Annotated in this window: 19 protein-coding genes and 3 tRNA genes; 17 read left to right on the top strand and 5 right to left on the bottom strand. The window is 51.1% G+C overall.

The annotated features are described in order from the left end of the window. Positions 1-47: 47 nt before the first annotated feature. Both BLT51_RS03995 and BLT51_RS04000 read left to right on the top strand, forming a co-directional pair. Positions 48-728: a response regulator transcription factor gene (locus BLT51_RS03995; protein WP_091280182.1), complete on the top strand. Its 681-nt coding sequence runs from the start codon at positions 48-50 to the stop codon at positions 726-728. Positions 729-759: 31 nt separating this feature from the next. After that, complete coding sequence (locus tag BLT51_RS04000) at positions 760-2,076, top strand: sensor histidine kinase (RefSeq protein ID WP_091280184.1); 1,317 nt, start codon at positions 760-762, stop codon at positions 2,074-2,076. A 7-nt stretch (positions 2,077-2,083) separates the two neighbouring features. On the opposite strand, the gene BLT51_RS04005 is transcribed toward BLT51_RS04000, so the two are convergent. Beyond that, positions 2,084-2,983, bottom strand: a complete 900-nt coding sequence (locus BLT51_RS04005) for an LCP family protein (protein WP_157672890.1) — start codon at positions 2,981-2,983, stop codon at positions 2,084-2,086. Between the two features lie 199 nt (positions 2,984-3,182). On the opposite strand from BLT51_RS04005, the gene BLT51_RS09060 reads away from it, so the two are divergent. Continuing rightward, a complete protein-coding gene (locus tag BLT51_RS09060; protein ID WP_157672891.1) occupies positions 3,183-3,428 on the top strand; it encodes a hypothetical protein in 246 nt (81 codons plus the stop codon). 70 nt (positions 3,429-3,498) lie between these two features. On the opposite strand, the gene BLT51_RS04010 is transcribed toward BLT51_RS09060, so the two are convergent. Further along, positions 3,499-4,656 (bottom strand): LCP family protein, encoded by a 1,158-nt coding sequence (locus BLT51_RS04010; RefSeq protein ID WP_091280191.1) that lies wholly within the window; start codon positions 4,654-4,656, stop codon positions 3,499-3,501. Positions 4,657-4,719: 63 nt separating this feature from the next. Further along, positions 4,720-5,367 (bottom strand): TIGR03089 family protein, encoded by a 648-nt coding sequence (locus BLT51_RS04015; protein ID WP_091280193.1) that lies wholly within the window; start codon positions 5,365-5,367, stop codon positions 4,720-4,722. A 188-nt stretch (positions 5,368-5,555) separates the two neighbouring features. Here BLT51_RS04015 and BLT51_RS04020 point away from each other — a divergent pair, with 188 nt between their 5' ends. Genes BLT51_RS04020 through BLT51_RS04030 form a run of 3 tightly spaced genes read left to right on the top strand, consistent with a single transcriptional unit; the run spans position 5,556 to position 10,266 of the window. After that, positions 5,556-5,903 (top strand): WhiB family transcriptional regulator, encoded by a 348-nt coding sequence (locus tag BLT51_RS04020; RefSeq protein WP_436231430.1) that lies wholly within the window; start codon positions 5,556-5,558, stop codon positions 5,901-5,903. Positions 5,904-5,917: 14 nt separating this feature from the next. Further along, positions 5,918-8,842 carry a glycosyltransferase family 2 protein gene (locus tag BLT51_RS04025; RefSeq protein ID WP_157672892.1) on the top strand — a complete coding sequence of 975 codons (2,925 nt, stop codon included), beginning with the start codon at positions 5,918-5,920 and terminating at the stop codon, positions 8,840-8,842. Next, the gene (locus BLT51_RS04030) at positions 8,839-10,266 is read left to right on the top strand and encodes a DUF5719 family protein (protein WP_091280198.1); all 1,428 of its coding nucleotides are present in this window, start codon (positions 8,839-8,841) and stop codon (positions 10,264-10,266) included. The genes BLT51_RS04025 and BLT51_RS04030 overlap by 4 nt, the downstream gene beginning before the upstream one ends. Position 10,267: 1 nt before the next feature. Here BLT51_RS04030 and BLT51_RS04035 read toward each other — a convergent pair whose 3' ends face one another. Next, positions 10,268-10,690: a metallopeptidase family protein gene (locus BLT51_RS04035; RefSeq protein WP_231943997.1), complete on the bottom strand. Its 423-nt coding sequence runs from the start codon at positions 10,688-10,690 to the stop codon at positions 10,268-10,270. Positions 10,691-10,752: 62 nt separating this feature from the next. Here BLT51_RS04035 and BLT51_RS04040 point away from each other — a divergent pair, with 62 nt between their 5' ends. The 7 genes from BLT51_RS04040 to BLT51_RS04070 all read left to right on the top strand — a co-directional run bounded on the left by BLT51_RS04040 (position 10,753) and on the right by BLT51_RS04070 (position 18,425). Then, complete coding sequence (locus BLT51_RS04040; RefSeq protein ID WP_091280203.1) at positions 10,753-11,190, top strand: DUF3499 domain-containing protein; 438 nt, start codon at positions 10,753-10,755, stop codon at positions 11,188-11,190. Positions 11,191-11,246: 56 nt separating this feature from the next. Continuing rightward, entirely contained in the window at positions 11,247-11,921 is a 675-nt protein-coding gene (mtrA, locus tag BLT51_RS04045; RefSeq protein WP_091280205.1) for an MtrAB system response regulator MtrA, read from the top strand. A gap of 5 nt (positions 11,922-11,926) precedes the next feature. Next, positions 11,927-13,552, top strand: coding sequence for an MtrAB system histidine kinase MtrB (gene mtrB / locus BLT51_RS04050; RefSeq protein ID WP_091280207.1), 1,626 nt, complete (start codon positions 11,927-11,929; stop codon positions 13,550-13,552). After that, positions 13,549-15,225 (top strand): LpqB family beta-propeller domain-containing protein, encoded by a 1,677-nt coding sequence (locus BLT51_RS04055; RefSeq protein ID WP_091280209.1) that lies wholly within the window; start codon positions 13,549-13,551, stop codon positions 15,223-15,225. Before mtrB ends, BLT51_RS04055 begins: the two co-directional genes overlap by 4 nt. Before the next feature lie 116 nt (positions 15,226-15,341). Next, positions 15,342-15,935 (top strand): ComF family protein, encoded by a 594-nt coding sequence (locus BLT51_RS04060; RefSeq protein ID WP_091280212.1) that lies wholly within the window; start codon positions 15,342-15,344, stop codon positions 15,933-15,935. A 245-nt stretch (positions 15,936-16,180) separates the two neighbouring features. Next, positions 16,181-16,855 carry a ribosome hibernation-promoting factor, HPF/YfiA family gene (hpf, locus tag BLT51_RS04065; protein WP_231943987.1) on the top strand — a complete coding sequence of 225 codons (675 nt, stop codon included), beginning with the start codon at positions 16,181-16,183 and terminating at the stop codon, positions 16,853-16,855. A gap of 184 nt (positions 16,856-17,039) precedes the next feature. Further along, entirely contained in the window at positions 17,040-18,425 is a 1,386-nt protein-coding gene (locus BLT51_RS04070; RefSeq protein WP_091280216.1) for an FAD-dependent oxidoreductase, read from the top strand. Positions 18,426-18,506: 81 nt separating this feature from the next. Here BLT51_RS04070 and BLT51_RS04075 read toward each other — a convergent pair whose 3' ends face one another. Continuing rightward, positions 18,507-19,001, bottom strand: a complete 495-nt coding sequence (locus BLT51_RS04075; protein ID WP_172801316.1) for a YajQ family cyclic di-GMP-binding protein — start codon at positions 18,999-19,001, stop codon at positions 18,507-18,509. Positions 19,002-19,137: 136 nt separating this feature from the next. On the opposite strand from BLT51_RS04075, the gene BLT51_RS04080 reads away from it, so the two are divergent. The 4 genes from BLT51_RS04080 to rpmG all read left to right on the top strand — a co-directional run bounded on the left by BLT51_RS04080 (position 19,138) and on the right by rpmG (position 19,733). Beyond that, positions 19,138-19,218: transfer RNA gene (locus tag BLT51_RS04080), tRNA-Tyr, on the top strand. A 116-nt stretch (positions 19,219-19,334) separates the two neighbouring features. Beyond that, a tRNA-Thr gene (locus tag BLT51_RS04085) sits at positions 19,335-19,410 on the top strand. 25 nt (positions 19,411-19,435) lie between these two features. Further along, a tRNA-Met gene (locus BLT51_RS04090) sits at positions 19,436-19,509 on the top strand. Between the two features lie 53 nt (positions 19,510-19,562). Next, positions 19,563-19,733 carry a 50S ribosomal protein L33 gene (rpmG, locus tag BLT51_RS09480; RefSeq protein ID WP_157672893.1) on the top strand — a complete coding sequence of 57 codons (171 nt, stop codon included), beginning with the start codon at positions 19,563-19,565 and terminating at the stop codon, positions 19,731-19,733. The last annotated feature ends 153 nt before the right edge of the window (positions 19,734-19,886 follow it).

Below are 19,886 nucleotides of genomic sequence, written 5' to 3' on the forward strand. Positions count from 1 at the left end.
AAGACTTAACACTAAGTCATTGATCTAGATATTCAAGGGGACCTGAAATGACGAATGTACTAATTGTTGAAGATGACTCAGCCATTTCTGCTCCATTAGTGCGCGCTTTAATGCGTGAAGGGTATGACGTAACTGCGGTGGATACCGGGCAGGCTGCAATCGATGCGGTTTCATCGTCAGTTGATCTGATGGTGCTTGATCTCGGATTGCCAGATATGGATGGTCTTGACGTTGCACGTGCCACTCGATCTGCTGGACACTCGTGTCCAATTCTTATCCTCACTGCACGTGCTGAAGAAGTTGATATGGTTGTTGGGCTAGATGCTGGGGCTGATGATTATGTGACCAAGCCATTCCGGTTAGCTGAGCTACTAGCTCGTGTTCGCGCACTGTTGCGCCGCACGTCGGTCATCGAAGAGTCCACAGGAACGTTACATGCCCAAGATGTCAGCATCGATATTGCGGCGCATCGAGCCTACATCGAAGATCAAGAGCTACAGTTGACAGGAAAAGAATTCGAGCTACTTACGATTCTGGTACGTTCCGCGGGTCAAGTTGTATCTCGCGAAACACTAATGTCAACTATGTGGGGCAAAGAAGCCGAGAGCTCAACTAAAAAGCTGGACATGCATATTTCGTGGCTACGTCGCAAACTGGGCGATGATGTAACCGAGCCGCACTATATTTCCACTGTTCGCGGCATGGGCTTCCGATTTGAAATGAAATAAGCGCCGGAAAAAATTAGGGAGAAGGCGGGCAATGCGCCAACGGGCAATCGAGCTGGTCAGAATGGCCGTTGCTGTAGCTGTGCTGTTTATTGCAATTCCCGGAATGTTACTTGGAAGCATACTCATTTGGCGTGATGCCCAGTCTACTGTTGAAGTTCGATCGCAAGCCGTCGTCGAAGTTGTCGGTCGCCTTGAACTAAATAACTCAAAGGTGTGGCCCAATCTACTCGATTCGCTTGCTGAGTCCTCACGGTTATCAGGAGTCTATATTTCGGTTACCTACCCAGACGGGCAAACCGTGGAATCAATGACCTCAGCGGCACCATTGCGCTTCGAACTGCGAAGGTTCTCGCCACAAGGTGCACTGGTCACCATTTCTGCTCCGAAATATTCGGCATTGATTAATATTGCAAAACTTATTGGAGCAGCAGCTGCTTTAGTAACTGTCTCGTATTGGGTTGGAGCCGTTGTTGCACGACGGCGGGCCCGTATTCTTTCAGATCCACTCGTTTTGCTTGCCGCTACCGCTGAACAAATCGGAGCAGGTCAAGTTCGTTCGCATATGTCATCGTCCGGCATTGAGGAAATTGACTTAGTTTATCAAGAACTCGAACGAACAGCCTCGCGAATGGCTAGTCGTATTGCAGCGGAACGTCAGTTCGCTGCTGATGCTGCGCACCAACTCCGTACCCCGTTGACTGCCTTATCAATGCGTATTGAGGAAATCCAGCTACTTGCCGAAAACCCGGAAGTAGCGGAAGAAGCTGAGCGGGCATTGGAACAAATTGACCGGTTGAGTGGAGTGGTCACTGAGCTGATGCGTACCTCCTCAACTGGCGCCAGCGGAACAACCGAAGCGGTAAACATACGTGACATCTGTATCCAGCAATTTGATGAGTGGCAGCCAGTATATGCGAAGGAAAACCGCGAGCTCGTCTTTACCGAAGGAGATTACGGTACAGTTTTGGCGACGCCGGGTTCCTTGGCGCAAATACTAGCTACACTGATCGAAAATTCGCTCAAGTATGGTGCCGGAACAACTACCGTCACAGTTGAAAAATCGGCACGGATGGTAAATATTAAAGTCCGTGATGAAGGCCCGGGTGTTCCTGATAGCCTGGGCGATACAATCTTCCTCAAAGGTGTTTCGACAGGGGGCTCTACTGGTATCGGACTGGCCGTTGCGCGAGAACTCGCCACAGGAGACGGCGGGCGATTAGAGTTGACCTCTCGCAGACCAGCAGAATTCACGTTGACGCTCGCCGCGGTACCGCAGTATATCGATCCAGCGCGCGACGCAGGACCAGGCACAATAATATCGTTACGTTCACGTCGTCGTCGTCGATAAGGCTACCTTAGAAAGACGGTACTAGGGCTTCCTTAGTTACTTTTCCATCACGCACATCAGCCCAGAACGCAGGGCCCGCATCTGCATTCAAAAGCACATAGGAAGCACCATCATCACCAACGTAGTTCAAAGAACTAATCGGAGGAGTTCCCATTGCGCCATCGGGACCCATCGCCGAACGCAGTGCTAGGCCTGCCCATGCTACGTCAAATAGCGAATCAGTGTTATCAACAGTCAACACATCGGCAGCAGCGGTCACAAGCTCGCGCTGTTTGCTCGGACTAGCGAAAGTTGAAGGCGAGGCAGCTTTGCTAATAATTTTTGACACCACTTGACGTTGGCGAGCAGTACGCCCGATATCCCCAAGCGGATCTTGGTAACGCATCCGCGAAAACGCTAACGCTGTAGTGCCATCGACGTCGTGGCAACCAGCTTGCCACACGAGAGTCGAGTATGGATCATCAACATCGTAGTCAAGACACAAATTCACTCCACCAACCGCGTCCGTTAACTGTTTAACGCCGTCCATACCGATTTGAACATAATGATCAACCGTCAACCCAGTCAGCGACTCAACGGTTTGAACGAGCGATTGATGGCCGCCAAAATTAAGAGCCCCATTAATTTTTCCAGAAGTGCCGTCGGGATAATTCACTAGTGAGTCGCGCGGAATGGAGACCAGGGATGTTGTCCCAGATTCAGGCACCTGCAACACCATAATGGTGTCGGCACGGTGTCCCTCAGTCGGATCAGAAACTATGCCACCGCGCTCATCGGAGCCGACTATCAAGTACGTTGTTCCCGGAGTATCTGGGTTACCGGTCAGAGCTGACAACCGCGTAATACGAGAATCCCCAAGGTTAAACAGATGATATCCCCAAGCGCACACAGCGATGATACAAAACAAGACAATAACGCCTACGGACCGTGCATAGAAGCGCAGCCCCCGTGCACGTCTGGGACGAGGTGACCTAGCTCGGGGAGCTGACTGAGGAGGCAGTAGACGTTCTGGCTCGGTAAATTGAGCACGAGGTGGTTGAGCAGCTGGTTGCGTTCGCTGCGGTGTGTATGCTTGCGACGGGAACGACCGTGCTATGGGAGACGACGTGGCAGGAACTTGCTGTGGTTCGAAACATGGTGGTTGGTTAGCTGGCGCAGCGTCAGATCCAACTTCTGGACGTAACGGAGCTGGTTTATTGAAAGCAGAACGCCGGATCGGACTACGCGGTCCGCGTGGTTGCCCTGATACTCGAGGAGCTGACCGCAAGGATTTAACAGGTGTTGGCTTACTGTGCTCACTCTTCGAGCTTTCCGCTTTCGGCATCGGACGTCCCACTTTCCGTGCTCCTTGAGCATGCGGTCGGGGACGGCGCTTTCGAGGTTCAAAAGAAGGTGGCTGAGTCACTAAGCTTCCAATCGCTGTTAATCGGCAATACCAGAACCAATATTAGTTTTAAATTCTTCAAGCTGTTGCGGGGTAACACTACGAACGATTTCAGGGCCAGAATCAGTAGCCAAAGCTTGTTCCGGAATCGGCACATCATTAACCAGCGCATCCCAGACAAGCTGAGCATTCTGTGACGGGCGCACCCGAGCGCCGTCGGGATAGTACGGCATCGTTGCAAAATTAATTTCGTCCGGGTCTACATTCCGGAGCGAATACGCCAACCCGCCAAGCCATTGGATATCTCCCAAACCTTGAGAAAGATCCATGTGGCTTGTCACGTCTTTGAGGATCCCGTAAAGAGTCGGGATGTCAGTGAAGACATTCAGCCCGAATGTCTTCTTAGCAATAGCAGTAACAACTTGATGCTGGCGTGAAATACGCCCGATGTCTGAGCCATCCCCGATCGAATATCGGGCACGGGCGATACCTAATGCCTGAGTTCCATCAAGGTGGTGGCATCCGGCATCAAGCGATATCCCGGAATAGGCATCATCGATTGCTTCGTTGAAGCACATATCGATGCCCCCAATCGTGTCTACTACATCTCGGAATGAATCGAAGTTGAGTACCGCAAAACCGTCCACATAAACGCCAGTAAGATTTTCCACCGTGCGCAAGGTGCACGCAGCCGCCTGGGCGACGTCACCACCAAAGGTACCGCCGGTAGAAAAAGCAGCGTTGAACATGGTGTCATTTTGGGGGTAAGACTCATCACCATTACCCATAACGCATGGCGGAATATCGACCAGAGTGTCACGTGGAATAGAGACAACGTCGATGCGTGAACGGTCAGCAGCGATGTGCATCAGCATGGTGGTATCGGAGCGTTGGGTTCCGCCGTCAGCACGGTCCGCACCCAACAGAAGAATATTGAGTGGCTTGCCAGCCTTTTGGTCAAGTGGCGCCTGGTTTTCAGTAGGACGTTCAGCTTCTTTTACTAGAGACGTCAGATCGTGCTGGACGATCGATTGCTGGAGTTCATGAAGCATTGTGGCGAGTGCAGTACCGCTACCGAGGACGAGCGCTAGCACGGTCAGTCCGAGGATGCGAAAGCGGTTTCGCCACGGTCCACGCTTGCGTTGATGAGTTGCTGAGCGGTGAGGGAGTCCGGAGCTCTGGTTCGACTTTTCCACGCGTTTCCTACTCCTTCTGACAATTATATAACCATGTGCCACTGGCCGGGTTGCCGTGGGTGGTTAAATTCTATCCCACTTTGAGGCATTTTCAGCCACAATAATCGAGCACATGTCGTTTTCTGGGGTCATTATCACGAGCGCCGCATCATTGAGGATCGCACCGGCGAACATCCTTGCCAGTTCTATAGGGTCATCCGCAATAACCGCATAGCAGGTTTGATCTGATTGTGGTGGCTCCGTAACCTCAATTGTCATATTGGGGATGAGGGATAGATCTACGACGTCAGGGTAGACCATCGGAGCGGCTGCGGCGTCGTCGTAGCCGTTAGGTAGAGTGCCAGGCCACTCAAAGGCCAAAGATTGGAGAGTTAGGGCAAGGTTTGTTGTCTCGATAACGGGGCTTTCTGGGGTGGCTGTGATGACGACGTCGTTCCAGCCCGCATCGTTGGTGTCGTTAACAACCTGGCAGCCAGCAATATGTCCAGCCAGCACCCAAAGGATCGACTTCCAGTGCGGCGGCAGATCGATGATGAGGTGGCTATCAGAATCGACGCCGAGATCGTGGCGTAGATATTGAGAAATTTTTGATAGATGCATTGCAACGACCTTTCCGGAAAGCTCGATGCGTTCATGCGGTCCATACCATGTCAAGGCTGGGTTGGTGCCTCGGCTTTTTAGTGTATTGAGAAGGGAATGTGTACTGTTCATGAGCGTCCTTACTAGGAAAATGTGATAGCTGTGCACGTTATGGTGGAAAGGTGGACCGATGAATGCAAGTTGTGTGGTGATGTGTGATTATTTCTAATGCTAGAGGGCAGTTTGCCTTATCGTCTTGACTTTTGGGGTATGACACGCGTGTAATTTACATAGTGCAATATATTCGAAGGGATCTTGGTATGCGGGAAGTAATGGGGACGGCGCCGGATAAGCATTCCGATGCCCGCAATGCCCAAACCCTCATGCAGGGTATCTTTAATCTTGGTTATGGCACTCAGGCTGCGGAAGATTTGTCGTGGATGGAAGAGGCTCTTTGCGCACAAACGGATCCAGATATTTTCTATCCGGAAAAGGGTGGATCTACCGCGCCAGCAACCTCAGTATGTGCCAGTTGTTCGGTACGCGCAGAATGCCTCGAATACGCTGTCACTAATGATATTCGCCATGGCATTTGGGGTGGTACATCAGATAATGATCGTAAGCGTATAGCGCGCGAACGAAAGGCTGCCCAAGGCTCACGCGGTTAGGGTTTGTTGTGAGTGTGTCAGAGTCACCCCGCGTCAACATCACGGCTATTGTCATTTCTCAAAGCCGTGATTTTCCTTATCTATCTCAAACGCTGGTGGCGCTGTCAGAGCAGAGCGTGAAACCACAACAAGTTCTCATTGGGCTCGAAGAAGATGCAGATTTGCCATTCTTGCATCGAACATTATCGCACGCGCATATTCATGTTATTGGGCGTCAGTCTAGTTTCGGACGTGCGGTAGAGGCAGTGTTAGCTCAAACGGATGCAGATGGAGAATGGCTATGGCTGATCCATGCTGATTCTGCACCGGAAGTGGACGCGCTCGAGCGTATGCTCCAGGTGGCGGAGACATCTCGTCAGATCGGCGCAGTCGGACCGAAGCAGGTGTCCTGGGATGCCGAACCACGTCAACTACTAGAAGTCGGTATTAACGCAACACGTTCGGCCCGTCGGGTCCCGGAAATCGAAATGGGAGAACTAGACCAAGGGCAACTGGATTACCGAACAGACGTTTTGGCTGTCGGGACTGCTGGTATGCTCGTCCGCTCTCAAGCATGGGATGATGCTGGTGGGATAGATCCAGCTTTAGGTCCATTCGGCGACGGCTTGGAATTTTCGCGACGCTTGCGATCCGCTGGCTATCGCGTTGTGGTTGAACCACGCGCCCGGATCCGACACGCTCAAGTTTCGCTGGGACGGCCGCTTGTTGGCTCTTTTGCTCGGCGCCGTACTAATCAACTTTATAACGCTTTGCTAGCCGCGCCAGCATTTCTTGTGCCGGTCTTGTGGTGTGGCTACGTTCTGGGGAGCATACCTCGCGCGTTTTTGCGACTCTTATCTAAAGATGTTGCCTATGCGAAAGCGGAATTAGTTGCTGGCTGGAGCCTTGTTACTCGACTCCATGCGATTATTCGTGGCCGTGAACGAATTCGTCGAGTAAAAGTAGTTCCCCGACGTGCGCTCAAGGACTTGGAAGCCCGGCCGTGGAGTATCCGGCAAGCGAAACGTCATTCGCGGCGGGCTCGCGCCGACGCTCACTACATGGCGGTGGCGCCAGATCAATTCACGTTGAAAGAGCGTGCCCAGTACCAACGTCAAAGCAAGATCGGTCGCATCGTCGTCGCAGTTGTTAGCGCCGCAATCGCTGGACTATTGTTCCTGCCGATCGCTTTTAATGGAACAGTAGTTGGTGGTGGTTTAGCTCATAGCTCTGCGACTGGCTTGCAGATAATCCGTTCGGCGTTCTCTGGCTGGATCGCATCAGGTGACGGAATGCCTGGCGCTATCGATCCGCTATGGGTATTTCTGGCGTTACCGTTGACTGTTCTCCAACCGTTGCACATTACGCTCGGGCAGTTACTCACAGTTCTGATTTATATTGCGATTCCGCTCGTTGGTTTACTCGCTTACGCTGCGATCGGACGAATCGTGGTGAGCTGGCAGGCACGGGTAGTTCTCGCTTTAGTTTGGATATTATCGCCACCGTTTATTGACGCGTTGGGTGCTGGCAGAATGCCGGGAATAGTGGCCTATATTGGGCTCACTGGTTGTGCATATACTCTCGGAAACGTGTGGCGCGGATCAGCTCGTGATGCCGGACTACTGACATTTTTCGGGATGCTGGCATCCCTAGCTTCACCAATTTTCGGACTCATCTTGGCTCTTGCTGGAATCGTTGCAACAATCGCACAACGTGGGCGTTGGCGGTGGATTGCTATTTCTCTTCCGGCGCTTGCAGTTCATGCACCTGGTGTCAGGTTTGCCGGTTGGCAGTATCTTTTGGCAACTCCGGGAGTGCCATTAAATGATTCAGGTGCTGATCCGGTTGCGGTACTGTCATTAGTCCCATATCAGTCTTTCACTCTGAGCTTTCCGAATGTCTTAGCTTATGCGTTACCACTGAGCATGGCTGCCATTGCGGTTTTTGTGCTGGCTCGCACGACTCTTTACGGCCGTATCCGGGTGGCATGGTTATTTGCGATCCTCGGTTTAGTGTGGGCATTAGTGGCTACTCAGTTTGTTCACCAGGACATCTCATTGTGGTCTGGTTTTGGACTAGAAATGGTGTGGGTATCGTTGACGACGGCGATTGCTTGCGGCTTAGCAGGCGCACGGTCATGGCTACGCGCGGCGTCGTTTGGCATGAAGCATCTTAGCGTAGGCGTTGTTAGTTTGATTTTGGGTATTGGTCTTGTAGGAACCAGTGCGCATCTAATCTTAGTCAATGATGAAATCCGCCAGCTCCATCCGCAACCAGCTACGTTGATTCCAGCTATCGGTTTGGAAGATCAACGTTCTGGAAACAAGGTGCTATATCTCCAGGCTGCCTCGAATGGTGTCGAAGCTCAACTATGGCGCGGTTACGGCATCGAATTGACTGAATGGACTATGGTGAAGCAAGCACGTGGTGCAGACGGTGCAGCCAAGGATCATTTAGGTCAAACGGTAGCTAATATCATGGGCCGGTCAGCTTCCGTTGCTAATGATTTGAGCGAACATGGAGTATCGCTCATTGTTGTACCGCGCAGTGATGAACCACAGCGTGCCGAACTTGTCGCAGCATTGAATGCTAGCCGGGGGCTCGATTATGTCTCTGGACATGAGTCAGGAGACTTTTGGCGAGTGACAGCCTCGGCTAGTAACGTCGTCGTCGCCTATCCCGATAGAACTCAGCAGATACGTCCTTCCGATCGTGATCGAATAATCGTTCTCGCAGAACGCTACGGGCCAAGCTGGCGTGCTCGACTGAATGGGAAACTGCTGTCGGTTAACAAAACTAACTGGCAACAGTCTTTCGTTTTGCCAGCAGGAGAACACGGGCAATTGATCGTATCGAACAATGATTGGACACACCGGGGACTCGTTGGACTGATGATAGGCGCAATGATTCTCAGTCTTTTCGCTGCACTGCCAACATTCCGGAAGGGATGGAGCCGATGAAAATAAAACCAATCATCACCGGAGCTGGTGTGCTAATTATGGCCGGGGCAGTAGTTGCCTCTGCTTTTTTCCTCCCGCAACAGCATGTCGACGTCGTCTCGGCACCTGAGTATATTCCTACGGACCAAACTTTTTCTTTGGCGTGTACGGGTGGAGCGAACCGAACAGTTACTGAAGGCGTTAGCGTCACACAGGAATCAGAAACTATCTCGGGCAGCGGTTTTGTTTTTGTCGACGGAGCCCACTGGTTCGATATCGCAACCAAATCAGATGCTGATTCGCGAACTATCCTCTCCACAGCGTCGTCAGATTTAGGAGTGACTCAGGCAACTGGAGTTGTTTACGCTCGGGGAACAAGCGCTGAAAATGGCCATATTATGGGAGCTTCGAGTATCACTATTGGTGGCGGAGATATGCGAGGACTGGCCGTGAATCCTTGTCAATGGGCAAAACAGTCGCTGTGGCTCGTAGGTTCTGATTCACAGGTGGGAACATACAACACGCTAGCCATCCTTAACCCTGGTGATAACCCAATCGCAGTGACAGTATCAGCATTTGGTGAAACTGGTCCGCTAGATTTAGGCACTGCCAAACGTTTGACAATTGCACCTAAAACTAAAATCTCGACGAGCTTAGATGGCTTGATTCCACAGACTGAGCATATGGCATTGCATTTGACATCTGATTCTGGTGAGTTCTCAGCGTCGTTGCAAACAAATGCGCTCGATGGCTTTAAACCGCAGGGCTTATCGTTCGTCACCAGTGCTGCTTTTGGTGAAAAAGTAACGATTCCTGGAGTGATTATTCCACCAGCTCAGACATCAGATGGTGATGCGCAGAATGGTGCGGGAGCAAGTTTGCGAATCGTCAACCCGCAAACCTCGGAAAACCAAGTGAGCGTCACGCTTCTCGGTAAGACGGAACAGCCTCTTCCTGGTGCAGACAAGATCACGGTGCCAGCACAATCAGTTCTTGACCTGACTCTTGATGGAATTGAGCCAGGTGCATATGCCGTGCAAGTTAGCGGTCAGCAACCGTTAACCGCTAGCGTCAATATGACGTTAAGTGCAGGAGATATGATGGACCAAGCCTGGGTTGGTGCGCAACCACAGTTGCGAGCAGGTGGGGCAGCAGTATACGGTACAGCACAACTAGTGATGACAACATCGAAAGTGACGTCGGTAGATGTAACTGGCTATGACGTCCAAGGGGATACCAAATTCCAGAAAACATTATCTGTGAATGGAACCCAAACGGTCGAACTACCAGACGCAATAGGATATGTTTGGGTCTCGGCATCCGAACCACTTTATGCAGCAGTGTATTCCACTGCGGAGCTCAATGAAGGGCAGGGTATTAACGTTGTGTCATTGACTGCCCGCGGAGCTGATGCGCAAGCTGTTCCAGTTACAATTAAACCCTAGGCTAGCGCGCGTAATCAACGTCATCGGGATCCATATTTAAGGCACTAGCGATCTGCCCAACCATTACCCGATGGATAAACAAACGTGGATCATCTACATCCTCAATAGCCATTTCGATTGGCATCCGGTAAAAAACGAGTCTCCCTAAAATTTTTGAAGGACGTTCGAACGGGAGAAAACGAGCTAACGGTATCCCGTCCTCCCAGGGTGTCGGGTCAGTAGCTGGAACATCGAGTACTGCAACGTCATAGCGATCCAGTTTTTCCCCGATATGCTCCCGAAAAGCTGTGAGTTCCCACGATAAAATATCGTCGAACTTTTGGGTACGGGATCGATAAGCTGGCGATGTTCGATCAACTAGCGGACCACGCAGTCCACGCTCATGGCGATCGCGGCGCCGGCCGTGGTTTCTTTTCGGTAGCATGCTCACAGTTAGTATTCTAGGCCACGGGGACTAGAGACGACGAGCGATGTAGACTAGAAGGCGTGAGTCCAATCCGACACTGTAGCCGAGGCGCCTGTAAAAATTTGGCAGTCGCCACGATGACCTATGACTACAAACAAGCAACCGCCGTGCTTGGGCCGCTTTCACCGGTCCCGTTGCCTGGTGCGTTTGACTTGTGTTCTCAGCATGCCCACACCGTTACCGTTCCCGTAGGGTGGCAGATGATCCGTCTAAAAACCGAATTCGAACCGGTGCCACCGTCTACTGATGACCTCACTGCACTCGCGGATGCGATTCGTGAAGCATCACGCAAAGATGTCCCACCACCGCAGCCAGCACAGCGAGAAATTCGCCGGACCTCAATGGATATCTCGGCAACACCGCGGCCACGTCCGCATTTCACTGTTGTTGAGGGTGGAAATGACACTATTGATGACGCTGACGGACAAAGCGATTTGATGCCAGTTTCTGACGAGTAAACTTGGTGGACCCTTCCGGTAGACTAGACGCAGATAATTTAGTGAAAGGTAGCCTCATGCGAATCCTCGTTGTTGATGACGATCCGGGTATTTCCGAAATGGTAGCAATTCTTCTGGAGTCAGAAGGGTATGAAGTTTCGGTGTGTGCCAACGGATCTAACGTGCTTGCTTTGTTTAAAGTAGAGCATCCGGATTTAGTGCTTCTTGATGTGATGTTGCCAGGTATGGATGGGGTGTCCGTATGTCGTGTGCTACGTGAAGAGTCCGATGTTCCTATTATTATGATGAGTGCGAAGACTGATTCAGTCGATGTGATCGCTGGACTTGAAGCTGGCGCTGATGATTATGTGACTAAGCCGTTTGAGAATTCTGTGTTGTTGGCACGAGTTAAAGTTCGGCTGCGTCGTACTGAAAACGAAGCTGAGGTGTTGCGGGTCGCGGATTTGAGCATCGACTTGAAGGCGCACGAGGTGCGTCGAGGAGACTCGCTTGTTCATTTGACTCCGTTAGAGTTTGATCTGTTGACAGTATTGGCTCGCAAACCGTATCAGGTGTTTTCCCGAGAAGAGCTGTTGGAGCAGGTGTGGGGTTACCGGCATTCAGCTGATACCCGACTTGTCAATGTTCATATTCAGCGGTTGCGTGCGAAAGTCGAACGTGATCCAGAAAATCCTGATGTTGTTTTAACTGTTCGTGGCGTAGGCTATCGGGCAGGTGCCGTTAAGGAGTAGCACGCGTGAGTGCGAAAGAGCCTCGCAAACGCAGTATTTTTGACCGCATAGAGCATAGGTTGACGCGGTATCGGAGATGGTGGCAGTCATCGTTAGCTGTGCGAACTATGACCCTGATTGCGTGCGCATCAATTGTTGGCATTGCATTAACCGGTACAGTCATTACCTATCAGGTTAAAAATGCAGTATTTGACCGGACTGTGTCAGTTGATATTGAGCGCTTTGCTACGGATACTCAGTTGGCACAGGAGCGGTTTTCCGTTGCAGTTTCGCCCACGACGGCGCAATCCCAACGTGTCGCGTTGGAATTGGTTGCGTCACTGTATGATCCGGCACGTGAATTGATGGGTGGTGTCTTATTGCGGTCACCTAGCCAAGAATTTGGTGGAACTCCTATTTTGGAGCCAGAAACTGCGACGACGACGCGTGTGCGATCACTGGTTACACCGGAATTGCGAGAAATTGTACGTAGTGACGCGGACTTGGGCTGGCAGTCAGTTTCGATCGCAAATGGCAAAAAAGGAGATATTCCGGGGGTGATTGTTGGCAAACAGATTAGCATTCCAGGTTCTGGAGATTATGAGCTGTACGCAGTTTTTTCGTTAAAAAATCAGCAAGATCTGTTGAATGCAACAATGCGCGCATTGTCCCTTGGAATGGTTAGCTTATTGGCTTTGCTCGTGATTGTTGCCTGGCTCATGGTTCGCTTTATTTTGCGACCAATTCGAGCAGCTGCCACTAACGCGCAACGGTTAACAGAAGGCGAATTCGATTCGCGAATGAAAGTTTATGGCTCTGACGAACTGGCGCAGCTAGGAACGTCGTTTAACACGATGGCATCCTCGCTAGAAGAACAGTTTACAAAGCTAGAACGAATGTCTGCGGTACAAACAAACTTTGTTTCGGCAGTTTCTCATGAGTTGCGGTCACCGGTTACCACTATTCGTATGGCTGGCCAACTTATTTACGATAAGCGTGAAGACTTGCCACCAGCGCTGAAACGCAGTGCTGAATTGCAACATGCCCAACTACGAAATCTAGACGCGATGTTATCTGACCTGCTGGAAATCTCGCGATATGATGCTGGCGGAATGGCGTTAGTTGCACAACGTGCAGATATTTCTGCGATCGCCCACAATGTTATTGAGATGGCGGATCCGCTGGCAACAGATAATGGCGTTGTTGTGAGGCTAGACGTTGTTGGCGATACTTATGCGGAAGTCGAACCGCGTCGTATTGAGCGGGTGATTCGTAACCTTGTGGTTAATGCGCTCGAACATGCTGAAGGCAGACCAGTTCGGGTTTCTGTTGTTGGCGGACGTGATGCAGTAGCGGTGCGTGTATCGGATAACGGTGTAGGGCTAAGCTCAGAGCAAGCGGAACATGTTTTCGACCGCTTCTGGCGTGCAGACTCGTCTCGAGTGCGTAAGTCAGGAGGAACGGGGCTTGGCTTAACCATTGCAAAAGAAGATGCACTTATTCATGGAGGAACGTTGGAAGCGATCGGCGAACTTGGTGTGGGTTCCAGCTTCCTGTTGACTATTCCTCGGGTTCCTAATGAAGGATTCACTCGCCCGCTCCCATTGGAGGTGCCGGAGCCGTTTTTGTTGCCGGAAGGGGAAAGCGAATGAAGAAAATCGTGGTGCTTATTGCGTGTATCCTCATGCTGACAAGCTGTGCCTATATTCCGACGTCGGGTAGTCCACATGCTGTTGAGCGTCCAAAACAAACCGGGGGTGGGATTGTGCTTGATCCGCAGGGGCCAGCTGAAGGTGCTGACCCTGAAGATATTGTGGTCGGCTTTATGCGTGCATCATCAGCTGGTTTCTCGGACGACTTCGTCGTCGCTCGACAATATTTAACCGCAAGCGTAGCGAAGACATGGAATCCCACCACTCAAGTGCGTATCTATCCAGATTCACAAAATCAGCAAGTGAGTCAGACTCGTTCCGGTGCCTACCGGGTGACAGTAGGTGCTGGTGGAAGTCTGGATTCGACTGGTCGTTATACAGCAGCGACGGCTGATGCAACTCTTTCGAATGAATTTTCGTTGGTTCGAGAAAGATCGGGCGAGTGGCGCATTGCAGTCGTTCCTGATGGTGTGACGATGCCAGAATCTTTATTTCAAACATTGTTTGTCCGGACTCCACTTTATTTTCCAACTCAAGACCAACAAGCACTAGTTACTGATGTTCGATGGTACCCGAGGTCGCAGGTTGTGTCCGCGGCGAGCCGAGGACTCGTTGACGGCCCGTCAGCTTGGCTAGCTGGATCGGTCACAACCTTATTGCCTTCGGGAACACGACTAAATTCTCCAGCTGTCAATGTCGAGGGCGGTGTTGCCCGAATTGATTTAAGTAGCGATGTTGCTGAGCTGTCTCCGCATGCTCGAAGTATACTCTATGCTCAGTTTTACCAAACGCTCACCGCAGTAGCAGGTATATCAGGCGTGGAAATCTCAGCTAATGGTGCGTTAATCGGCAACTCTAAACAAGTAGATATCTCGACTTACCCATATTCCGGTTCAGATCTTTTAGTCCTCGCTAATGGTAAACCGGCCCTAGTCAAGGATGACGGTATTCATGTAATTAGCAATTCTGAAGCTCTTGCTAACCTAGATCTTTCTTCCTTGGCAACGCCTTATGGGGAATTCTTAACAGAATTTGCGGCAGTGGGAAGTGACGGACGAACGCTCTATCGGATTTCGATGACGGGTCAGGTTGATACATTATTATCTGGTACCGCATTTGTTACTCCTTCTATTGATCGCGACGACTTCATCTGGGCAGTGGAAAGATCCGCCGAGCGATCAGTTAAGGCTGTTGCCCTAGATTCAGGTCAAACATTCGAAGTTGCCGTGCCGTGGCTAGAAGGACTGAAAGTTCGAGCAATAGCGGTTTCGCGCGAAGGTGCACGTCTTGCAGTAGTTGTGGATCACGATGGGGTATCCCAAATCTTGATTGGTGGTATTGTCCGCAATAGTAGCGGTGTCCCACAGTCTGTCACGGAACCAATCCGGGTGGGTCAGCGACTTGTTGATGTCACTGACCTATCGTGGATTTCCAGTACCCGCCTTGTGGTGATTGGCAAGAGCCAAACTGCTTCCATTAACGCTCTGTACTCAGTTCCGTTAGGCGAAAACATCTCAGTTATGTCGTCGCTTGAGGATATGACAAGTGTGACGGCTGGGCGCAATGATGAATCAATTTTGCTTCAGACGATTCACCATGATGTCTATGCCTACGATGCGGGAGGTTGGCGTAAGGTTCTTGAGGACGTGACGATGCCAACTTACCCAGGGTGAAATCCGTGCCTGTGTATCATGCCATTCGCCAGTTCTATGCGCGGTGTGTAGACATTGTGTTTCCACGTTGGTGTGTTGGTTGCGGAGCAGAAGATGAAAGTCTGTGTGACAGGTGTATGACGGCGTGGTCGGGGCCTTGGTGGCGGGCAGAGAGTAATGCACAGTATTTGCTACAAGTGGATGCAGCTGGTGAAGATATCGCGGTTTTTCCTGTTTGGGGGAAAGCCTGGTATCAAGGCGTTGTTGCAGATTCTGTGATTGCTTGGAAGAATCGCGCAGATCGACGTTTGGATTGTGCGTTCGCACAGCTGGTGTTGGGCATCCTATCGGAGCTGGACATCGATGGTGCATTTCCGGCAGCTCGGTGGGATCGCGTGGTTATTGTTCCGGTGGCATCGTCGAGGGCACGCAAACACCAAGGCCGTTTTGTCACCGGTGTAATTGCCCGTAGTGTTGGAAAACAGATGGGCGCTCCAGTTGTTGATGGTCTCCGTAAAGGCAATACTCGTTTGCGGTTGCGTAATGCTCGGGATCGTGCAGTTAAGAGTCGTGAACAATATGCTGTGCGAGACTTTTCTGGTAGGGACGTTATTCTTGTTGATGATGTTTTGACGACGGGGGCAACACTTAACGGTGCTCAAAAAGCGATAACTCAAGCTGGTGGCCGGGTTGTAGGAGCGGTTGTTTTGGCTGTAACAGACCATCCGTAGGCGCGTATTAGAGATTGGGAGCTGTATGCTATCCGCTGAAAAGCATGTGCTGGATCCCTAAATAGTTTCATTCTGTGACGTGAGGCACTATACTGAAGGTACTTGCAAGAGAGTAAATCAATAGATAGTTATGGGTTTACTCAGATGTGAAAGCGGGTGATTGGTGTTTTTCTCGCATCACGCGAGTTTAGTCCCTCAACGTAGCATCCGTGGTGATGCTACCCTCACGACCCAAGGAGGTCATCGTGGAATTCGTAGTTAAAGGCCGCAATGCCGAAGTTAGTGACAACTTCCGAGCTTTCGTTGAAGAGAAGCTGGCAAAGATCGAACAGTTTGCTCCGCGTGCACAACGCGTAGAAGTTGAAGTGACACATGAGCCCAATCCAGCTCAGGCGGAAGTTTCTGAGCGCATCGAAATAACTGTCCGTGATAAGGGGCCAGTGGTGCGCGCTGAGGCGGCTACATCTGATCGGTATGCTGCGGTAGATATGGTGGCTCAGAAGCTCTTTGAGCGCCTCCGCCGCAAGAGTGAGAGAATGAAGGATCACAAACATCATGTGGTTCGTGATCTTCCCGCCGAAGAATTGAATGTAGATGAGTTGTTAGCAGAGGCAAAATCTGCCCATGCCGGAGCAAAAGTGGAGCCTGAGACGCCAACTCACCCCACCGTCGTCGGCGAAGAAATTGAAACTCGAGTTGGTGACTCTCCAGTTATCGTTCGCCAGAAGCTCTACGAAGCTCGGCCAATGTCGGTTGAGCAAGCAGTAGACGAGATGGAACTGGTTGGACACCCATTCTTCTTATTCATTGATGAGGAAACATCACAGCCATGCGCGGCGTATCGTCGTCACGGCTGGACGTACGGTGTTATCCGTCTAGATGCAAAGACGGTTGAGCATGGACCAGGCGATGTTGCCTAACGTCCAGTAACTGAGTGCAAGTGAGGGGGTATGTGCCAATGGGCGCGTATCCCCTCACCGCTATACAATGTGGTGTCGATATGGTCACGCTCTGTTCAGATGTATGGGGTTAGTCCGCTAGTATTGCTTGTGGTTTCTTACAACAACTGACAACGGCCGTTGAGAACGGCTGAAAGAGGTAATCGTGACTCAACGTCCACTTCAGGTAGCGGTCATCGGTGCTGGCCCTGCAGGCATCTATGCTTCCGATATTTTATCGAAATCAGATCTCGATGTGCAGATTGATCTGTATGAAAAATTGCCAGCGCCATACGGGCTAGTTCGATACGGAGTAGCTCCAGATCATCCTCGAATCAAGGCGATTATTACAGCGCTTTATAATGTTTTACAGCGTGGCGATATCCGCCTCGTAGGAAACGTTGAAATTGGTAAAGACGTCACATTTGACGAGCTGCATGAGCATTACGATGCGGTGCTCCTGGCAACCGGTGCGGATCGTGACCGTCCGTTCGATATTCCAGGTGCAGATCTTCCCGAAGTCTATGGTGCTGCCGATTTTGTGTACTGGTATGATGGGCACCCAGATGTTCCGCGTACTTGGCCGTTAGAAGCGAAAGAAGTCGCGGTACTCGGCGTGGGAAACGTGGCATTGGACGTCGCTCGAATTTTGGCCAAGCACCCGGATGATCTCATGAGCACTGAGATTCCGGAAAATGTAGAGCAGGGTTTGCGCAAGTCGCCGATTACTGATGTTCATGTCTTTGGCCGGCGTGGTCCGGCCCAGGTGAAATTCACGCCGATGGAATTGCGTGAATTAGGGCATGTACCTGATGTTGACATCGTGGTTTATCCAGATGATTTTGATTACGACGCCGGTTCGGAGCAAGCCATGGATGAGTCTAAGATGGCTCGTCAGGTTGTGGATCAGCTAACGAATTACGCATTCCAAGAAGCTGAGGATTTAACGGCGTCGCGCCGCATCCATATTCATATGCTTCAAGCGCCCGCAGAAATTCTTGGCGACGAGCATGTTGAGGGTATTCGGATGGAACGCATGGAATTGCAAGGCGATCAGTCGGTTAAGGGTACTGGAGAATTTATCGATTATCCAGTTCAGGCTGTCTATCGTGCGATCGGATATGCGTCGTCTCCGATTCCGGGGGTGCCGTTTGACGCTAAGCGATGCATTGTTCCAAACGAGGGTGGCCGCGTTGTTGACAGTGACGGCGCTGTAGTTACCGGAATGTATGCTACTGGATGGATAAAGCGTGGTCCTGTTGGCCTGATTGGTTCGACCAAGTCGGATGCGCAAGAAACTATTTCTAACCTGATTGATGACTATAAGGCTGGCAAGCTTCATGCGTCGACGGAGAACGTTGGCTGGGAGGCTACACAAGAGGTTCTAGACGGGCGTGGAGTGCGTTATACCGATTGGGAAGGTTGGCACCATCTGGAGGACTTTGAAAAGGCGCTCGGTGCCGAAGCTGGCCGCGAGCGTATCAAGGTTGTTGAACGCGAGACGATGACTGCTGTTTCGCGCGGTGAAGAGCACGACGGCAAGCTCTACTGATATTCCTCGACGTGATGTGTGCCCGGAATTCTAGTTCCGGGCACACATCATTTTTCTGCTCAGTAGCTCAGTGTGGATCTTTTACCGGTAGTTGACGAACTGCAGTGCGACGTCGAGCTGAGCTCCTTTGAGGAGAGCGATTGTGGCCTGTAAATCGTCACGTGACTTTGATGAAACCCGCACTTCGTCGCCCTGGATCTGGGCTTTAACAGACTTAGGGCCTTCATCGCGGATGAGTTTGGTGATCTTCTTTGCGTTGGCCTGGTCGATGCCCTTCTTTAGGGTGCCGACGAGGTGATATTCCTTCCCGGATGCTTTTGGTTCACCGTCGCCAACATCAACTTGCTTGAGTGATAGGCCGCGGCGAATAAGTTTCGTTTGTAGTACGTCCCAAATTGCCAAGACGCGCTCTGGTGTGTTGGCGGTCATAGTAATACTTTCACCAGAAAGCTTGATGCTAGCCCCAACGTTCTTGAAATCGTAGCGCTGGGATATCTCTTTTGCGGTTTGATTTACTGCGTTATCCGCCTCCTGGTAGTCGTAATCAGAGACGACGTCGAACGATGAATCTGCCATGATTTCTCCTGTCTGTGAGTGCGCTCAAATAAAAATGTGACGCGCACGGCATTAGTTTTTACGTTTATAGTTTGACACGGTATGGGGTGGAGCTGGTAATCTCGTTATCCGCACGGGGTTGTAAAAAACCGTGTACGGCAGGTTTGCAGAGCGGCCAAATGCATCTGACTGTAAATCAGACGGGTAACCTTCGGGGGTTCAAATCCCTCACCTGCCACGAGCTGGTTTGGACAGTGTCCAAGCAAGTTCAAAATTCTTGGTGATACGTACCACTGAAGAATTTTGGTTATTAGTTGGTTTTTGAGCGAGCCACTTGGTAAGCTTTCCAACGTTGCCCCGATAGCTCAGTCGGCAGAGCGTCTCCATGGTAAGGAGAAGGTCAAGGGTTCGATTCCCTTTCGGGGCTCCATTCATTTCACCAGAAATGAATTTGAGGCGGGGTAGCTCAGTTGGTCAGAGCGCACGACTCATAATCGTGAGGTCGCGGGTTCAAACCCCGCCCCCGCTACAAACGAAATTGAAGCACCCGCTTCTCAACAAGCCGAACGTGAGGTAACAACAGTGGCTAGCAAGTCTGCAGACGTTCGCCCCAAGATCACCCTCGCTTGCGAGGTTTGCAAGGAGCGAAACTACATCACCAAGAAGAATCGTCGTAACTCGCCGGATCGTCTTGAGCTCAAGAAGTACTGTCCAAAGTGCTCGAAGTCTCAGACGCATCGTGAGACACGATAAAGTCTTTAGATAAGCGGGGACCCCTCCACCTGGAGGGGTCCCCGCTTATCTACTACCTTGTTTCCTGACCTTATAATGGAAAGCTTTATGGCAGCGAGGTAGAGATTTCGCACTGAAGTATTCGCGAACTTAGATTCGGCAGTGGTTTATAGT

Source organism: Arcanobacterium phocae (assembly GCF_900105865.1).
GTDB classification, from domain to species: Bacteria; Actinomycetota; Actinomycetes; order Actinomycetales; family Actinomycetaceae; genus Arcanobacterium; species Arcanobacterium phocae.